Origin of the sequence: Solibacillus sp. FSL K6-1523 (genome assembly GCF_038005225.1) — a bacterium.
In the GTDB taxonomy this organism is placed as follows: Bacteria; Bacillota; Bacilli; order Bacillales_A; family Planococcaceae; genus Solibacillus.
Map to the genome: position 1 here is coordinate 3,759,075 of NZ_JBBOSU010000001.1, position 17,565 is coordinate 3,776,639.

At 37.8% G+C, this 17,565-nt stretch carries 18 protein-coding genes; 9 read left to right on the forward strand and 9 right to left on the reverse strand.

Annotated elements, in window-relative coordinates; all coding sequences use genetic code 11:
- Window positions 1–24: 24 nt before the first annotated feature.
- Complete coding sequence (locus tag MHI10_RS18075) at window positions 25–672, reverse strand: response regulator transcription factor (protein ID WP_340787896.1); 648 nt, start codon at window positions 670–672, stop codon at window positions 25–27.
- A gap of 12 nt (window positions 673–684) precedes the next feature.
- Window positions 685–1,797, reverse strand: coding sequence for a GAF domain-containing sensor histidine kinase (locus tag MHI10_RS18080; RefSeq protein WP_340787899.1), 1,113 nt, complete (start codon window positions 1,795–1,797; stop codon window positions 685–687).
- 479 nt (window positions 1,798–2,276) lie between these two features.
- On the opposite strand from MHI10_RS18080, the gene MHI10_RS18085 reads away from it, so the two are divergent.
- The 3 genes from MHI10_RS18085 to MHI10_RS18095 are packed head-to-tail and all read left to right on the forward strand — an operon-like array spanning window position 2,277 to window position 4,065.
- Window positions 2,277–2,702, forward strand: a complete 426-nt coding sequence (locus tag MHI10_RS18085; protein WP_340787901.1) for a disulfide oxidoreductase — start codon at window positions 2,277–2,279, stop codon at window positions 2,700–2,702.
- A gap of 1 nt (window position 2,703) precedes the next feature.
- Complete coding sequence (locus MHI10_RS18090; protein WP_340787904.1) at window positions 2,704–3,174, forward strand: thioredoxin family protein; 471 nt, start codon at window positions 2,704–2,706, stop codon at window positions 3,172–3,174.
- A 57-nt stretch (window positions 3,175–3,231) separates the two neighbouring features.
- The gene (locus MHI10_RS18095; protein ID WP_340787908.1) at window positions 3,232–4,065 is read left to right on the forward strand and encodes an RluA family pseudouridine synthase; all 834 of its coding nucleotides are present in this window, start codon (window positions 3,232–3,234) and stop codon (window positions 4,063–4,065) included.
- A gap of 53 nt (window positions 4,066–4,118) precedes the next feature.
- On the opposite strand, the gene MHI10_RS18100 is transcribed toward MHI10_RS18095, so the two are convergent.
- Window positions 4,119–4,949 carry an aldo/keto reductase gene (locus MHI10_RS18100; RefSeq protein WP_340787910.1) on the reverse strand — a complete coding sequence of 277 codons (831 nt, stop codon included), beginning with the start codon at window positions 4,947–4,949 and terminating at the stop codon, window positions 4,119–4,121.
- Window positions 4,950–5,104: 155 nt separating this feature from the next.
- Here MHI10_RS18100 and MHI10_RS18105 point away from each other — a divergent pair, with 155 nt between their 5' ends.
- Both MHI10_RS18105 and MHI10_RS18110 read left to right on the forward strand, forming a co-directional pair.
- The gene (locus MHI10_RS18105) at window positions 5,105–6,406 is read left to right on the forward strand and encodes an NCS2 family permease (protein ID WP_340787913.1); all 1,302 of its coding nucleotides are present in this window, start codon (window positions 5,105–5,107) and stop codon (window positions 6,404–6,406) included.
- Window positions 6,407–6,578: 172 nt separating this feature from the next.
- The gene (locus MHI10_RS18110) at window positions 6,579–8,192 is read left to right on the forward strand and encodes a long-chain fatty acid--CoA ligase (protein ID WP_340787914.1); all 1,614 of its coding nucleotides are present in this window, start codon (window positions 6,579–6,581) and stop codon (window positions 8,190–8,192) included.
- 69 nt (window positions 8,193–8,261) lie between these two features.
- On the opposite strand, the gene MHI10_RS18115 is transcribed toward MHI10_RS18110, so the two are convergent.
- The gene (locus MHI10_RS18115; protein WP_340787916.1) at window positions 8,262–8,432 is read right to left on the reverse strand and encodes a multidrug ABC transporter ATPase; all 171 of its coding nucleotides are present in this window, start codon (window positions 8,430–8,432) and stop codon (window positions 8,262–8,264) included.
- A gap of 590 nt (window positions 8,433–9,022) precedes the next feature.
- Between MHI10_RS18115 and MHI10_RS18120 the strand changes: the two genes are divergently transcribed.
- A complete protein-coding gene (locus MHI10_RS18120; RefSeq protein WP_340787918.1) occupies window positions 9,023–9,910 on the forward strand; it encodes a VOC family protein in 888 nt (295 codons plus the stop codon).
- A gap of 68 nt (window positions 9,911–9,978) precedes the next feature.
- Window positions 9,979–10,746 carry a sporulation protein gene (locus MHI10_RS18125; RefSeq protein ID WP_340787919.1) on the forward strand — a complete coding sequence of 256 codons (768 nt, stop codon included), beginning with the start codon at window positions 9,979–9,981 and terminating at the stop codon, window positions 10,744–10,746.
- Between the two features lie 48 nt (window positions 10,747–10,794).
- On the opposite strand, the gene trmL is transcribed toward MHI10_RS18125, so the two are convergent.
- Window positions 10,795–11,268 carry a tRNA (uridine(34)/cytosine(34)/5-carboxymethylaminomethyluridine(34)-2'-O)-methyltransferase TrmL gene (gene trmL / locus MHI10_RS18130; RefSeq protein ID WP_340787921.1) on the reverse strand — a complete coding sequence of 158 codons (474 nt, stop codon included), beginning with the start codon at window positions 11,266–11,268 and terminating at the stop codon, window positions 10,795–10,797.
- A gap of 2 nt (window positions 11,269–11,270) precedes the next feature.
- Window positions 11,271–12,419: a tRNA epoxyqueuosine(34) reductase QueG gene (gene queG / locus MHI10_RS18135; RefSeq protein WP_340787924.1), complete on the reverse strand. Its 1,149-nt coding sequence runs from the start codon at window positions 12,417–12,419 to the stop codon at window positions 11,271–11,273.
- Between the two features lie 57 nt (window positions 12,420–12,476).
- Between queG and MHI10_RS18140 the strand changes: the two genes are divergently transcribed.
- Together MHI10_RS18140 and MHI10_RS18145 are read left to right on the forward strand one after the other, a co-directional pair.
- A complete protein-coding gene (locus tag MHI10_RS18140) occupies window positions 12,477–13,166 on the forward strand; it encodes a B3/B4 domain-containing protein (RefSeq protein WP_340787927.1) in 690 nt (229 codons plus the stop codon).
- Between the two features lie 12 nt (window positions 13,167–13,178).
- Window positions 13,179–13,688 carry a hypothetical protein gene (locus MHI10_RS18145; protein ID WP_340787929.1) on the forward strand — a complete coding sequence of 170 codons (510 nt, stop codon included), beginning with the start codon at window positions 13,179–13,181 and terminating at the stop codon, window positions 13,686–13,688.
- 257 nt (window positions 13,689–13,945) lie between these two features.
- Here the strand turns inward: MHI10_RS18145 and MHI10_RS18150 are convergent, their stop codons facing one another.
- The 3 genes from MHI10_RS18150 to nagB all read right to left on the reverse strand — a co-directional run bounded on the left by MHI10_RS18150 (window position 13,946) and on the right by nagB (window position 17,450).
- Window positions 13,946–15,472 carry a methyl-accepting chemotaxis protein gene (locus tag MHI10_RS18150; RefSeq protein WP_340787932.1) on the reverse strand — a complete coding sequence of 509 codons (1,527 nt, stop codon included), beginning with the start codon at window positions 15,470–15,472 and terminating at the stop codon, window positions 13,946–13,948.
- A 257-nt stretch (window positions 15,473–15,729) separates the two neighbouring features.
- Window positions 15,730–16,641, reverse strand: coding sequence for a S66 peptidase family protein (locus tag MHI10_RS18155; protein WP_340787933.1), 912 nt, complete (start codon window positions 16,639–16,641; stop codon window positions 15,730–15,732).
- Window positions 16,642–16,736: 95 nt separating this feature from the next.
- Window positions 16,737–17,450 (reverse strand): glucosamine-6-phosphate deaminase, encoded by a 714-nt coding sequence (nagB, locus tag MHI10_RS18160; RefSeq protein ID WP_340789282.1) that lies wholly within the window; start codon window positions 17,448–17,450, stop codon window positions 16,737–16,739.
- Window positions 17,451–17,565 lie beyond the last annotated feature (115 nt).

Sequence of the window (17,565 nt, forward strand, 5' to 3'; positions counted from 1 at the left end):
GCATTTTTGTTTATTATAAATATCTCACCCTTCACTCGATGCGGTTAAATTATGCTTTACTGCATAAAGCGCGGCTTGTGTGCGGTCTTGTACTTGAAGCTTTGTGAAAATGTTCGAAATATGCGTCTTGACAGTTTTTTCTGTGACATAAAGAGATGATGCAATTTCTCGATTGCTTTTACCCTTAGTCAATTCCGCTAAAACATCTTGCTCGCGTGGTGTTAACGGATTTAATACATGCGGTTTATTTTCATCCTCTCGCAGTCCTTCTTCTAATTGTGTCGATGCTTCTGGATGCCAAGTATTTTCCCCACGCATAATTTGACGAATCGATTCAACTAAATCATCTGGCTCAATATCCTTTAATTGATAACCCGATGCCCCCGCCTCCATTGCTGGTAAAACATGATCTTTATCCGAAAAGCTCGTCAGCATGAGCACTTCTATTTTTGGCCATTTCCTTTTAATACGCTTCGTCGCTTGAATACCATCCATTTCTGGCATGACCAAATCCATTAATACGATATCTGGCTTCAATTGTTCAACGAGTTCTACTGCTTCTAAGCCATTTTTTGCTTCACCAATCACTTCAATATCTTTTTGTGTTTTTAAAAAGAAGAGTAGTCCTCTGCGAACAACGTGATGATCATCTGCAATTAACACTCGAATCATAATCTATTCCCCCTAGTATGGTAAACGGATTAAAAGCTCCGTCCCTTTTCCAATTTCACTTACCCAATCGGCTGTACCACCAACTGCACTCGCTCGGTCTTTAATTGATTGTAGTCCAAGTGATGGTATTTCATTGTGCGCTTCCATATAAAAACCGCGCCCTTTATCTTTCACAACAAGTAATACATCCGTTGCGGTAACCGTTACATAAAGCTGAGCTGACTTCACACCCGCATGACGACGAACGTTATTCAGCGCCTCCTGTGTAATACGAAATAACGTTTCCTCTACACGCGACGGAAATTGAATGACGCCTAACACATTAACAGAAAGTTGCAGTCCGAGCATTTCTGCATAAATTTTAATCGCTTCGATTAATCCACTTTCTAACCCTCTCGGACGTAATTGCCAAATCAATGCACGCATTTCCGTCAGAGCTTCTTGTGTCAGTTGCTGAATATCTTTAAATGTTTCTTTAATTTCGATTTGTTCACTCATCTCAATCCCAGCTCGGGCAGTTAACGTAACCGAAAAAAGGAGCTGATTCACAGAGTCATGCAAATCACGTGCTAAGCGATTTCGCTCCTGCACAAGGGCAATTTCCTGCTGTTCATTTGTTAAGTAAATTCGTTTTATAGCAGAGCCCATTTGAAATGCAACCGATTCGAGTAAAGCCAATTCTTCCTCAGAAAATCGCACGGTATTACGAGATGCGACATTCAATAATCCAAAACGTTCTTGTCCAGATTGCAATGTCACCGTTGCATGATGTGTAATATTATCGTTGTCCCCTACATTCGCTTCAATTGCGGCTTCAATTCGTTGACATTCGATAATATTTGATGCCTTATCCAACTGATTCGTGCGATAACGCGAAACGCACCAGCAACCACCTCGTTTTAAATGCTGACATTCATTAAATGCTAATGCATCCGGTAAGTTTTGTTTTACAATAAGATCCGGCTTCCCTTTACCATCAATAAAGAAAATCCAGCCTGTGTCAAATTTCGTACCATTTAAAAATTTGGACAATGCACCTTTCAACATTGGGACCATTTCGGTTTCATCATTTAATAATTCCGCAATTTCTTTTAATATCGTAATATTTGAATGATCGTTATTCACTGCGCATTCCGCCCTCTATTCTATTTCCTTTATCATAACATTGAGCATTTCTTTGATGCATCGCTTTCTTCCTCATACTTTTGGATGAAAGTTACTTTTCTAAAAATAGGTGCTATATAATTTCAACAAAATTTTCTATTTTTTAATTGTCGGGATTCTTATAAAGTATGCGCTAGATTCGGCTGGCTAAGCACATGAGGCGCACAGCTTTGTTGTCACAAATCTGCACGACTCATCTTTGTGCTTTGTGCAAGGCCAGCCCTACATAAAGTTTTCCGTTTTTAAAATGCTTCCTCAATTGGGTGCGTCGCTGCCGTGGGAGGCGACATTTCCTTATTTAGATTTCCATTCTATAAAAATGTTCGTTTCATAAATGGAACCTATTATAGTGTAAATCTTCGTCTAAACGTAACGATTTACTTCTTTTCGAAATCAAACTATAATAAAATAGGGTTAAATTGATTATTAGGAGTCTTTTTATGACAAAAAAACTAGAAAATGCCCTACTAATGGTATGGGTTGTTGCATTAATGGCTACACTTGGCTCTCTCTATTTTTCTGAAATTCGCGGCTATGAACCATGTGAACTCTGTTGGTATCAACGCATTATTATGTATCCAATCGTCCTAATTTCTACGGTTGCGATCATCCAAAAAAATGCTAAAATCGCTTTAACAATTGCTGTCTTTGCATGTATTGGCGCTGCAACGTCTTTATATCACTACGGCATACAAAAAATCACGTTCTTGCAAGAAAGTGCACCTTCATGCGGACAAGTTGCATGTACAGGTGAGTATATTAACTGGTTTGGCTTTATTACCATTCCATTTTTAGCACTAACTGCTTTCGTATTAATCGCAGCAATTAGTTTTTACATGCTCAAAGTTATGAAGGGGGAAAAATAAATTGAAGAAATTATCCATTCTTGGTGGGATTATCGTAATTTTATTCGCTGTAATTATTTTCTTAACAAATATGTCAAACGAAGATAAATTAAAAGACAATCCATACGGAACGAAAGATTTAAAACAATCCACAATCGACCTATTAAGTGATGAAAACTATCAAAACATTATTTTACCGGATGCATTAGCTAAAAAAATTGAGTCTGGTGAAGGGGTTGTCGGCTATTTCTTTAGTCCGGAATGCTCATTCTGCAGAAGTTATACACCTAAACTAATGCCAATCGCAGAAGAGTTAGACGTAAAAGTCAATCAATTAAATGTGCTTGAGTTCCCAGAGGAATGGGGCAAATATGCACTTGAAGCAACACCAACATTAATTTACTTTGAAAATGGTGAAGAAGTTGCCCGTTTAACAGGTGATGCAGCAGATGCAGATACACGTAAATTTATTAATGATGTTATATTAAAATAAGAAAACGAGAAAAATCGTGTTCCTGACCGAGCACGATTTTTCATTTGGAGGAAATAGATGTTCACATATGAAGTTGTCCAAGAAGGACTTACGGTAGAAGATTTACTGCGCTCGAATTGGCGCTTAGGAAAGAAAATCGTTCATGAGCTACGCATGGCAAAGGCTGTAACGATGAATGGCGAGCCCGTGTTATGGAAAGACCCTTTAAAAGCAGGAACGATTTTAAACTTTGCATTTGAAATGCCAACATCAAACTATGCACCGACTAATAGCTGCGATGTGACAATTCGCTACGAAGATGAGCATTGCTTAATCGTTTCGAAACCTAAAGGAATGGCGACACACCCGAACGAACCAACAGACCACAACACATGTATGAACCATGTGATGAAGCATATTCAAGATCAAGGCGGTCAATATGCAGAGCATGTACACCGTTTAGATCAAGGTACGAAAGGTTTACTACTCATTGCAAAGCACCCGATTGCTAAATCTATTTTTGATCGCATGATTGAAGAGAAAATTATCACTCGCACATACGCTGCTGAAGTACAAGGCAATATTCGTTCGGACAGTGGTAAAATCAATGCATCAATTGGTAAAGACCGTCATCATAGCTCTCGCCGTGTCGTTTCAGATAGCGGACAGCACGCGGTTACACATTATGAAGTTATCAATCGCTATAAAGGTACTTGCGTTGTTCACTTAGTATTAGAAACAGGCCGCACGCACCAAATCCGTGTCCATATGGCACATTTAGGTCACCCAATTGTTGGCGACATTATGTACGGCGCACGTGAAACAAGCTATGGTGGTTACGAGCTTCATGCGATCCAACTAGAATTCGACCATCCGTTTTTAAATAAACTTGTTGTCGTGAAAGACGTTTAATGTTAAAAGAGGGAATCGCTAATGAAGCGATCCCCTCTTTTTTTCACGTTCGGTTAAAAATCAAATTTAAAATTATCTGGATCTTGACCAAATCGTTCATCACGATTCAGCGCATCTAATTGCGCCATCGTTTCATTTGATAATTCAAAATGGAATAGCTGTGCATTTTCCTTAATGCGTGATGGGGTTACTGATTTTGGAATAACGATGACATCATGCTGCAAATGCCAACGTAAAATCACTTGCGCTGGCGTCACCCCGTACTGCTTAGCAATTGCTTGGATTGTTGCATCATTTAGCACATTGCCGCGCCCTAGCGGTGACCATGCCGTTACTGCAATATTTTGTTCCTTACAAAACGCTCGTAATGGCGCTTGATTTAAATAAGGGTGTAGCTCAATTTGATTGACCATTGGTGCGACATTTGCTTTGTTTAATAATGTTTGTAAATGATGCTCGTGGTGATTTGAAACGCCCGGTACACGAATTAACTTTTCATCATACAGACGCTCAATCGCACGGTACGTATCTTCAAGCTTATCCAAAACAGGCCAATGTGTTAAATAAAGATCCACGTAATCCATGTTTAGCTTCTTTAACGATGTTTCAAATGCTCGTAACGTATTGTCATAGCCTTGGTCGCTATTCCATACTTTCGTCGTCACAAAAATTTCTTCTCGTGCAACACCTGAATGACGAATTGCTTCTCCTACTTCCTCTTCATTGTAATAAAGTGCCGCCGTATCAATTGCACGATAGCCCAAATTAATAGCTGTTGAAATTGCTTGCACCGTCTCTTCTTTGTCTGTCATTTTAAATACGCCCAGCCCTACAAGTGGCATTTGCACACCATTAGCAAGTGTGCGTGTCGATTGTAAATTCATTTAAATCCCCCCACTATTAGAATATTTTTATTATAACCTTTATTTAATCTTCTTTAAATCGAATAAAAATAAGCATAAAAATTTGCTTCTCGGGGAAAATACGAATAATATATAATATGTTTTTACTAATGTTCGTTTTTAGAAAGAAGGATTTTATGTTTAAATTGAAGGAAAATCATACTACCGTTAAAACAGAATTATTTGCAGGTTTAACAACTTTTTTAACGATGGCTTATATTATCGTAGTCAATCCGATTATTTTAGCGGATGCCGGCGTACCGATTGATCAAGTATTTATGGCAACGATTATTTCAGCAGTTATTGGTACGGTTTGGTTAGCTATTTTTGCAAACTATCCGATTGCCATTGCACCTGGGATGGGCTTGAATGCTTATTTTACTTATACCGTCGTCCTTTCATCGAATGGACAAATTGATTATATTACAGCATTTTCAGCTGTATTTGTTGCCGGGATTATTTTCATTTTACTAAGTTTAACACCGTTTCGTGAAAAGTTAATTACAGCTATACCAGAAAACTTAAAACTGGCAATTACAGCTGGCATTGGTTTATTCATCGCATTTATCGGACTTCGCATGGCTAAAATTGTTGTCGCAAACGAGTCGAATTTAGTCGCTCTTGGTGATTTGAGCTCTAGCCCCGTTTTACTTGCACTTTTTGGACTAGCAGTAACAGTCGTTCTTATGGCTTTAAATGTGAACGGAGCTTTATTTATCGGCATGATTGCAACGTCCATTGTTGCACTTATGACAGGGCAGCTTCATATCGATAAAGTTGTTGCCGTTCCACATTTACCAGAAGGCATTTTAGTTTGGAATCCTATTGAAGCATTTAGTCAAGTCGTTCAATTCGGTTTATATGGCGTTGTTTTCTCATTTATTTTAGTAACATTATTTGATACGACTGGCACAATGATTGGTGTCGCTAAGCAAGCTGGCATTTTAAAAGACGGCAAGCTTCCTCGTGCTCGTAAAGCATTGCTTGCGGATTCAATTGCTACAACTGCTGGTTCAATGTTAGGTACAAGTCCTACGACCGCTTTCTTAGAATCAGGAGCTGGTGTAGCTGCTGGCGGACGTACAGGACTTACTTCATTAACAGTTGCAGGACTTTTTATTATTGCTTCATTTTTTGGACCGTTAGTAACTTCTATTTCTGGCGTTTCAGCAATTACATCTCCTGCACTAATTATCGTCGGAAGTTTAATGATTGGTGTCGTAAAAAATATTGAATGGCATAAATTCGAGGAGTCTTTCCCTGCGTTTTTAGTTATTTTAACGATGCCTTTAACAGCAAGTATTTCAACAGGGATTGCGCTTGGCTTCATTTCTTATCCATTGTTGCAAATTGTTAAGGGGCAAGGAAAAAAGGTTCATCCACTGCTATATATATTTGCAGTTTTATTCGTTATCCAACTTGTTTTCATGCCACATTAATTTCATCAGTAAAAAAATCAAAAACCCTCCAAAAATAAATTTGGAGGGTTTTTCGTAGTTTACTAGAAAATACATGCGTGATTTAGTATAATTTAATTTACAGAAAATTCTTTTTTCAACATGAGAACTACTTTTTCTATTTGACTAACAATGATAGAGGAGCTGGTTAACTATGATGGATACGCAGTTAATTTTGACAGGATTTTTAAAACGCGCAGAACGTTATTTTCCCAACAAGCAAATTATTTCACGTACAAGCCCAACAACAACACATCGCATTGCCTTCAAAGATTATGTAAAACGTACACGCCGTTTAGCGGATGCACTTACAAATTTGGGTATGACACGTGGGACAAAAGTTGGTACGTTCGGTTGGAATCACCACCGTCATTTAGAAGCTTATTTTGCAATTCCATGTAGTGGTGCCATTTTACACACAATTAATATACGTTTAGCTCCGGAGCATATTGTGTACATTATTAATCATGCCGAAGATGAAATTTTATTAATCGATGAAGATTTATTCCCATTAGTTGAACCGGCTTTAGCTCACTTAAAATCAGTAAAACATATTATTGTAATGGGCGACAGTTTAGAAGTTCCGACATCTAGCTTCCCGAATGTGCATAATTATGAGCAATTACTTCAAAAAGCCAATGAAAATTTCGAGTTTCCTGAAGATATAGATGAGTATACGCAAGCAGGTATGTGCTATACTTCTGCAACAACAGGTATGCCTAAAGGTGTTATTTATACACATCGCAGTATTGTACTCCACAGTATCGCACTTGGTCTTGCCGAATCCTTTGCGCTCAAGGAAAATGATATCGCATTACCAGTAGTGCCTATGTTCCATGTCAATGCATGGGGCTTACCTTTTGCTGCCATTAACTATGGTGCAAATCTCGTACTTCCTGGCCCTATGTTCACACCGGCCTTGCTGCTTGACCTAATAGAGCAAGAAAAAGTGACGCTCGCTGCAGGTGTTCCAACAATATGGCTTGGTGTACTTGCGGAACAAGAAAAGCAGCCGCGCGATTTGTCGTCTATTCGTCAAATTATTTCTGGTGGTTCCGCTTCACCAAAAGGGTTAATCCAAGCATTTAATGAAAAATTAGGCGTTCCTTATGTCAATGCATATGGCATGACCGAAACTTCGCCGTTAGTAAGTATGTCACACCCAACATCTGAAATGGCAAATTATTCAACAGATGAATTATTAGATTTACGTGTAACACAAGGTTTAACATCTTCCTTAATTGAAACCGAAGTTGTGAATGAAAACGGTCCTATTCCATGGGATGGTCAAACGATGGGTGAACTACGAATTCGCGGTCCATGGATTGCTTCTGAATATTATAAGGATGAACGGACAAATGATGCATTCCGTGATGGTTGGCTCTATACAGGAGATATCGCCGTCTTAACAAAAGAAGGCTATATTAAAATTACGGACCGTACAAAAGATTTAATTAAGTCCGGTGGCGAATGGATTTCTTCCGTAGATTTAGAAAATGCGCTCATGTCCCACCCTGCTGTTTTTGAAGCGGCTGTTATCGCGGTACCGCATCCAAAATGGCAAGAACGTCCACTTGCATGTGTCGTCTTAAAAGATAATGCACATGCGGCAAAAGATGAATTAATCGCCCATCTTGAAAATGATTTCGCGAAATGGTGGCTACCAGATGATGTCGTTTTCTTAAATGAAATCCCAAAAACATCTGTTGGGAAGTTTTTAAAGGCGAAGCTTCGTGAAGACTTGAAAGATTATGAAGTTCCGCTTTAAGTAATTCGTTATAAAATACAATAATATTAAGAGAAGCGCATTGGCTATTAACCGATGCGCTTCTCTTCATTATTTTTCTTCCGTTTTCTCTTCATTATCAAATTGCTGCGGATCTGGTATACGGTTATGTTCTTCTAATTGTTGCTCATCTCGCATATGCTCCATCTGTTTTCCAAGCATTTTTAATTCCTCTAATGTATTTGCCATATTGCCATTTACAATATCATCTTGATTTTTCATTGTACCGCCTCCCTTCTATTAATGTTCCCATTTTTTTCTTTTTCGAACCATTTCTGCCACAATATTAAGTAGTAAATCAAAATAATTTAAGCTATACTGATTAGAGATATAGTAAAAACTTGAGGAGGGTTCTTCCATGAAATTAATTTTAATTCTGGGTGTTTGCGTAGCATTTTTAACAGCAATCTTCACTGCTGGATATGATAGCAAACCATTCTCAAAAGAAAACTAATTATCGTTAATTAGCTTTCACTAACGGACAATCGTAATTAACTTGCGATTGTCTTTTTTGTTATTAAATAATGGATCTCCACCAAAATATGCGCTTTACTATAAAAGTTAATTTTTACTCTCTGTAACTAGCCAACTTTTTCCGTAAACTAGCCATTCTCCCGCTAAAACTAGCCACTTTTCATACGCTACTCGCCAAAATTCATCGTAAACTAGCCGAATTGACTCGGTAACTAGCCAAATCCCCTGCTCTTCAAAAATATTCCGATATACTTGATTTTTTAGTAAGCATAAATTATATTAGTTACATAAAGTAAGTTAGTTGCAAAACACAACCTAATTCTAAAGGAGATTCACTCATGCAAACTCATTTTCACAAAAAACCAAACATGTACACATCACATGTTCAATTAAAAGTTTCTAATTTAGCACGTTCTATCGAATATTACACAACAATTATCGGCTTTAAAGTACTTGAACAAACGGATAATACCGCTTATTTAACGGTGGATGGCAATACAAGTTTAGTGTCATTAATAGAAGTACAAAATGCGCAGCCTTTACGCGACGGCTTCACAGGACTTTACCACCTTGCTTTACTATTACCCTCTCGTAAAGACTTAGGAAACATCGTTCAGCATTTTGTTAATTTAAATGTCCGTCTTGGCGCATCCGATCATGATGTTTCAGAAGCACTTTATTTAAATGATCCTGACGGAAATGGCATTGAAATTTATGTGGACCGCGACGAGTCTGAGTGGACTTGGTATGAAGACGGTTCCGTTCAAATGACGACAGACCGTCTCAACTTCCAGCCAATTTTAGCAGAAGCGGATGAGCAATGGGATGGACTCCCTCAAGATACGGTGATGGGTCACGTTCACCTATCTGTAGCTAATCTTGCGCAATCAGAAAATTTTTATACGAATGTATTAAATTATAATGTCGTTGCACGTTACGGGGCCGGGGCATTATTCATTTCAACAGGAAATTATCACCATCATTTCGGTTTAAATACATGGCAAAGTGCTGATGGACAACCGCCTACAGCAAACATGGTTGGCTTAAATTCATTTACAATCGTATTAAATGATGAACAAGTTGCTGCTAACGTAAAACAAAACTTACAATCAAACGGCTATAACATTGAAACGCATGAAGCCGCGCCGAAATTTGGTGGTCTACAATCTTTCTCTACAGTTGATCCAAACGGCTTGCGCATCATTTTCACAATTGATGGCGAATAAAAAATCTTTGAAACCTTTTCTTCCATTCTCCGTATATAAAAGTAATTAGAAGTATTGGAGGAATTCATTTGTCACTTTTTAATAAAGTATTAGCAAGTGTTGGTATAGGTGCAGCAGTCGTCGATACAAAGCTGCATAAGGCAAGTTATACAATTGGCGAGAAAATTACAGGTATTGTAGAAATTATCGGGGGCAACACGGAGCAGCAAATTGATTCGATTTATTTATCGTTATATACAAACTATACGCGTGAAATAAACGATAAAAAAGTTACGGACAACGCATTATTGATGAATTATAAAATGAATGAGCCTTTTACAGTTCAACCAAATGAAAAACAAGAGATCCCATTCTCTTTTGATTTACCAGCAGCCATTCCTGTGACAACTGGGCAATCCCGTGTTTGGATTCATACAGGTTTAGATATTAAAAATGCGATTGACCCAACAGATAAAGACTTTATCGATATCCAGCCTACGCGTCTAGCAAACAGCGTATTATCTGCTATTCAAAATTTAGGCTTTCGTCTGCGCAAAGTAGATAGCGAACAAGCACCTGCCTCTTTACGCAACCGCACACCGATTGTACAAGAATTTGAATTTACACCGACAAATAATACGTATCGCCGGTATCTAGATGAACTTGAAGTAATCTTTTTAGATCAATCATCGAAATCCGTTGAAATATTAGTGCAAGTGGATCGACGTGCTCGTGGATTAGGAAGCTTTTTATCCGAAGCTTTTGACATGGATGAAAGTTTTATTCGCTTAACATTATTTGAAAACGATAATATTTCAGCAAAAATCGCACAAGCAATCGAAAATAAAATGTGCTAAAACAAAAGGCATGAGGAGCAAAATTAATTGCTACTCATGCCTTTTCAATTATTTCAACCCTGGATAGTTTTGCTGACGTAATGCTTCATAAATAACGATCGCTGCGGTATTCGATAAATTTAATGAGCGTATATAATCACTTTGTGGAATTCGTAAACACATATTGGCGCGCTGCTCGGCAAAATCTTTCGGTAAGCCTGTCGTTTCTCTGCCGAACATAAAATAAATATCCCGCGTCACATCACTAAAATCATGCGTCGTAAACGGCTCGTCGCTATACGTTTCAATTAAATAAACATCGCCGTCTTTACTATATCGGGTAAAATCCTCAAGTGAATCGTGGTACACGACATTCACATGCTCCCAGTAGTCCAGCCCTGCGCGCTTCAACATTTTATCATCCGTTGAAAAGCCTAATGGACGTATTAAATGAAGCGATGTATTTGTCCCAGCACATGTTCTTGCAATATTTCCTGTATTTGCTGGAATTTCTGGTTGATATAGTACGATATGATTTGGCACTTTTATTTCCTTCTCTCATCATTTGTTAACAGCGCTAGCCCTTTTTTGATTTCTGCTAGCACTTCTTCGTCTTGCTCCTTTATTTGAGCCGCAAGTAAAGCTCCATTCGCATCTTCTGACCCTATTTTACCAATTGCCCACGCAGCAGTTCCGCGTATAACAGGGCGTGGGTCATTACTCATAAGCTCAATTAAATCCGGCACTGCATTTTCTTCTTTAAAATGAGCCAATGCTAAAATTGCATTTCGTTGAATTGGCTTCTTTCCACGCCAAGAGCCCGATACATGACCAAACTTTGATTTAAATTCTTTATTGGAAATCGTTAATAACGGTTGTAATAATGGCTTTGCTAACTCTGGATCTGGTGTAAATTCATCATGAATCCAATTGAGCTTACCTTTATTTTTAGGGCACACCGTTTGGCAAGTATCACAGCCATAGATCCGATTCCCGATTTTCGCCCGAAATTCATCTGGTAAAAAACCTTTTGTTTGTGTTAAAAAGGCGATGCAACGTTGGGAATTGAGCTGTCCCGGTGCTACAATTGCGCCTGTTGGACAAACATCGATACATAACGTACATTCTCCGCACTCATCTTCCATCGGCGTATCTGGTGCAAACGGGATATTTGTCATGATTTCGCCAAGGTAAACATATGAGCCGAATTCAGGTGTAATAATCGAACAATTTTTTCCGCTCCAGCCAATTCCAGCGCGCTGTGCAACGGCACGATCCACAAGCTCTCCTGTATCAACCATCGATTTTGTTTTCACCGATGGCACCCGCTCTTCTAGCCAAGCCTCAATCAATTGAAGTCGTTCGCGTACTGCCGTATGATAATCAACACCCCAAGATGCGCGGCAAAATATTCCTCTGCGTGCACCCTTTTTCCCTTGAGGAGCGTCATTCATACGTGAAGGGTAAGCCAATGCAATTGCCACTATGCTTTCTGCTCCGTTCAGTAATTTTAACGGTTCTGTACGAAGCTCCACATCAGACTCCTCAAAACCTGACTGAAAGCCAAGTTCTTGCTGACGGCGCAAACGATTTTTTAGTTCATGAAAGGGAGCAGCAGTTGTAAATCCTATTTTATCAACACCGATTGATTTAGCATATTCGATTAATTCAGCCTGAAGCTGATGGACTTTCATTTTATTCTCTCCTAACAAATGATACAATTAATTAAAATTAAAACATAGGTGATGTATATGAATATTTCTATCAATGAATCACTATTTACTATGAATGACCAGTTCAAAATTGGTCTTATTCATTATAACAAAATAGTTGTGGCAGAATCTCCTCAAATGATTAAAGGACGCACACAACTTTATCAAGAGCATTTATTTTTAGACTTGCAAGAAAGTCCAGTAACCGAACGCCCTGGCATTCAAGAATGGCGCAAGCTTTGGAAGTCTTTTGGTGCAGATCCAAACCGCTACCGTCATTCTGCGGAAAGCCTTATGCGTCGGATTGCAAAACAAAATTATTTAACACCTTTTCATTCTGCTGTGGATTTGAATAATTTCTTTTCACTACAATATGAAATACCGATTGGTATTTACGACACCGCTTCAATTCAAGGTCCTATCGAAATTGCTCTAGGCGATGAAAATACAGGTTACGATGGATTAAATGGTCGGTATAATGCATTAACAAACATCCTTTATTCAAAAGATGAGCTAGGTGCTTTTGGCAGTCCTTTTGTTGATTCAAGTCGCACAGCGGTTACCGAACAAACAACCGATGCGCTCCAAATATTTTATTTACGTCCTTCTTTATCAGAAGATGAATGTGAACAATTGCTTGCAGCTGCAGGGAAAATGTTTACACAAGTAAATGGCGGGGATTTTAAAGCCACTCTTCTATCCATTCACGACCAATCAACTACATATTAAGGAGCGATTTCGATGGCAATCAATTTAGCAGAAGCGGTGAAGTTAAAAAGTATTTTAACGAAAAAGATTCAAGATTTAACTTCTTCGGTTCATCAAGCATCTCATACGATTATTGAAAAAGGGGAACAACCGGTTAAGCCTGAATACACGCTTGAAATGATTGAAACAGAGTTAAAGGACATTCGCAAAGATTCTCGCAAGCTAGATTCACTTATATATCGTGCAAACATTGACAATACGATTGCATTTAAAGATGAGATCATGCCGATTGTGGAAGCAATTGAACTTGCGATACAATTACGTGCAGAAGCGGCCTTTTGTAAGCAGCTCGGCATGTCTGAAAAAGAAACGTATTATCATAGCTCTGGCGAAACAATTCTTTATAATGTTGCACTATTTGACCCGATGCATTACCGCAATCAATCAAATGAACTTGAAAAAGAAGCGCATCGTTTATCGAACTTAATTAACGCAAAAAATTATCAAGTTGAAATTGAATTTGATGATAGTAAGTATTTTTAAGCTTTGAACGCCCACTCGGTGCGGTGAGACTCCAAACCGGGCAATAACGAGTGTATGCCTTGCCTTTAAAGCAAAACTAGCTGAGAAAACCAATGACTTTTTAACATTTACCGCTGTTACCTTTTACTAATGACCAACTATTGTAAAAGCAAACAACAATTAGATGATGATTTTTCTTTATACACTCGTTATTGAGAAAGACCTACCCCGTGCTAAATCGCGTGAGGTAGGTCTTTTCTTATGTGGAGTTGTATCAATTACACTTGCACATCCATAATCTGTTTATTTAAGTTTTCCGTCAGCTTTCGCATCGCAATCGTAATTTTATTAAAATCTTCCGCTGTCGATAATTGATGATCTGCAGCAATAATAATATTTTCTGTATTGCCTCTATAGCCTGCAACAGTCATTGTCATTTCGGTAATAAATTGATTTACCTCGCCCACATTATTTCCAATTTGTTGTGCCTTCGTGTAAGACTGCCCTAGTAATTGCCCTACTTCTTCTACACGTTCATAAATAGTATTAAAAATTTCATTGGATTCATTTACTTTGTTTACACCTGTTATCATGTTATTTTCTGTCATTTCCATCTCTTTTGATAAATTTTCGGTATCTTGACGTAAACCAGTAATCACTTCCGAAATTCCCATGGCATACTGATTCGATGTATCTGCCAGCTTGCGTACTTCAGCTGCTACAATAGCAAACCCCTTGCCATATTCCCCCGCTCTAGCTGCTTCAATTGCAGCATTCAACGCAAGTAAATTTGTTTGTGCAGCAATTTCCGTAATTAACTGAAGTGTCTTTTCAATTTCACTTGACCGATTTTCTAATTTTTCTACTACTTGTTTCATTTGCTCCGCGCTTTTTACAACACTATTCATTTGCTCAACCGTATTTGTCATGACGGAAATTCCTTGCAACGCTTCCCTCGTAGTTTCATAGGAGGCCATTCTCGAAGTATTTAATTGTTCAATAATTGTCGAAGTACTTTTTTCAACTTCAATAAGCATTTCCCTACTTCTATCTGTATAACTGATTTGTTCATCGGCCGCCACTAATAAATGTTCAATCGCAACTTTCGTATTTTGTGAAGTCATTGCAGTGCTAGATGACCCCTCTTCCAAAAAGTTAATATTTTGTAGCACTTCTTTCGATGTAATATTTACGCTGCGCATCATGGCTTTAATAATATCTGCATGATCTTTTTCTTTTTTATATTCTACAATTGTACGCTTACGGACGATAATTTGTGTAATGACAATAGCGCTTGTTAAAATTAAAAAGCCTGCATGAATTAATAACAATTTAAATGGGTATTCCGCCGCTCCGCACAATAGCTCTGGAAATAAAAAATAGCCTCCTAAATGCTGAACCGCAAATAATATCGTACTTAATACGATGATTTTTGTACTCTCATAATAACCTAAAGCTGCTACGACCATAAACACAGAAAAGTGATATTCCACCATTCCTTCACCACTTGCCACAATTGTCACACTACCAAGTGTTGCTACCAATGCTGTTAATATTGGAATATATTTGTGACCGTTGTCTTTTTTATATAATATAAATGCCGTTAATAATAAGAGAATAATGATCGAAAACAATGTAAAAATTATCCCTTTATGTAGAGGAGCTAGCGCCATACCTCTTGATTGCTCGATTAATACATATGGCTCCATCCAACCTAATAGATGATGCAAAGAAAAAATGAAGAATGCAATTCCTACAACAATTAAAGAAAAAGTCATCATTACAATATTTTTATTCCGATACATTCTCATCACCCTTTCCATTATCATTTAAAACTATGTATATATTATTTAAATAATATAACAAACCCTTTTACCTATTATCTAATTCTCTCCTTATCTTTCGGTATTATATAATTCCCATTTTTTATATTATTTAAACATTTATAACCTACTTCTCATATTATTGCAATAAATAAAAAGAAAGGGACACAACTGCTAGTCTCATTGCGACCGTTAGTTGTGTCCTACTTATACATAGAATATTAATTTCTCTTTAAAAACTACTCTACACCTGGTAAAATACGCAATGTTTTTTCATTTGCGTCTAATATGACATCTACGCCTAGTGGGATCCCTATATTTGGTTCACAGTGACCGATTTGGAAGCCCGCTAAAGCCGGTTTGTTCAGTGGTTTTAAATAATGCTCCATCAACTGGATGACATCTTCCTCTGTTTCATTTGGATTCGGCAGTTTAAAGTTTCCAATAACAAATCCAGCCACTTGCTCAAGCTTTCTTGCTAAACGCAGATGGTTCAACATTCCATCAATTTGCTCCAAAGACTCCCCAGTATCTTCTATTAAAAGAATTTTACCGCGCATATCTAGTTCAAACTTTGTGCCAATCGTACTTACAATGCGATTTAAGTTACCACCTGTCAATTCGCCTCGAACCGTACCCTCGACAATTGTATGTAACGGTGAAATTTGTTCATCATACTGAATTTCAATTGGCGTAAAAAGTTGCTGGAACATTTTTTTCGATAATGCATCTAACTCCCCATTAGAGCTAGTTAACATCGGACCGTGGAATGTCACTAAGTTTGCATAGTCATTGACCGTCGTATGTAGAAGTGTCACATCTGAAAAGCCCCAAATAATTTTTGGGTTTTCTTCAATCAATGGATAGCTAATTTTATCAATAATTCGACCTAAGCCGTAACCACCTTTTACGCAAATAATGGCTTTCACTTCTTGATCTTGAATCATCACATGTAAATCTTGAACACGCTCTGCATCTGTACCCGCTAAATAGCCTTCATACGGCTGTATCGTATTTCCTAGCTTATAACGCAATCCCAATTCATCTAAAAATGCTAAGTGTTGCCCGATTTTCTCCATATTTATAGGGCTGCTTAATGCAACAAGCCCAACAGTATCTCCAATTTGTAATCTTGCAGGACGGATTTTCATAGTTGTTGCCTCCTTTTACTTTCATGGCTATTGTATCATAGGTGAATAATCAAATAAGAAAAGGAGTGCTCAACTAAGCACCCCTTTCATGATTATTATTTGACACCTGTATAAATAACAGTCACATCTTTATGATTGTGTAATGCGCTTGCCGGGAAATCGGTTGTAATCTCCCCACTACGCAAGCGTTCATATGCATCCTGCTTTGATGTACCTGATATTAAAAGAATGACCTTTTTGGCATTCATAATCGTTTGAATCCCCATTGTAATCGCTTTTGTTGGAACATCATTAATCGAATCAAAATAAATTTGATTTGCCTCACGCGTTGATTGTGTCAACTCGACAATATTTGTTTCTAACTCAAACGGTGTACCTGGCTCATTAAATCCGATATGACCATTCACACCAATTCCTAATAATTGAATATCAATGCCGCCCACAGTAGCAATTGCTGCATCATAATCCGTAGCAGCTTTTTCTATATCCTCAGTATCACCTGTCGGCACATAAATATTTTCACGCTTCATATCAATATGATTAAATAAATTTTCATCCATAAAGTAATGATAGCTCGCTTTATTTTCAGGCGTAATTCCAATATATTCATCTAAATTAAATGATTTTGCCTCAGCAAATGATAATTCGCCAGCTTGATAAGCCTTTACTAACTCTTTATATAAGCCTTCTGGTGTACTACCCGTCGCCATTCCAAAAACACTTGTCTTTACTTTTTTTAGTTGCTCTTTAAAAATTGTGGCAGCAATTTGGCTCATGTCTTCATAGCTTACCGCTTCAATCCACTTCATATTTGTAGTCTCACTTGCCATTCATTACCCTACTTTCTTCTTGTTTTCAATCATTATCATTGTATTAAAAACAGCATTTCATTTTTAAATTCCAACTTAGTTCCACTATTTTTCA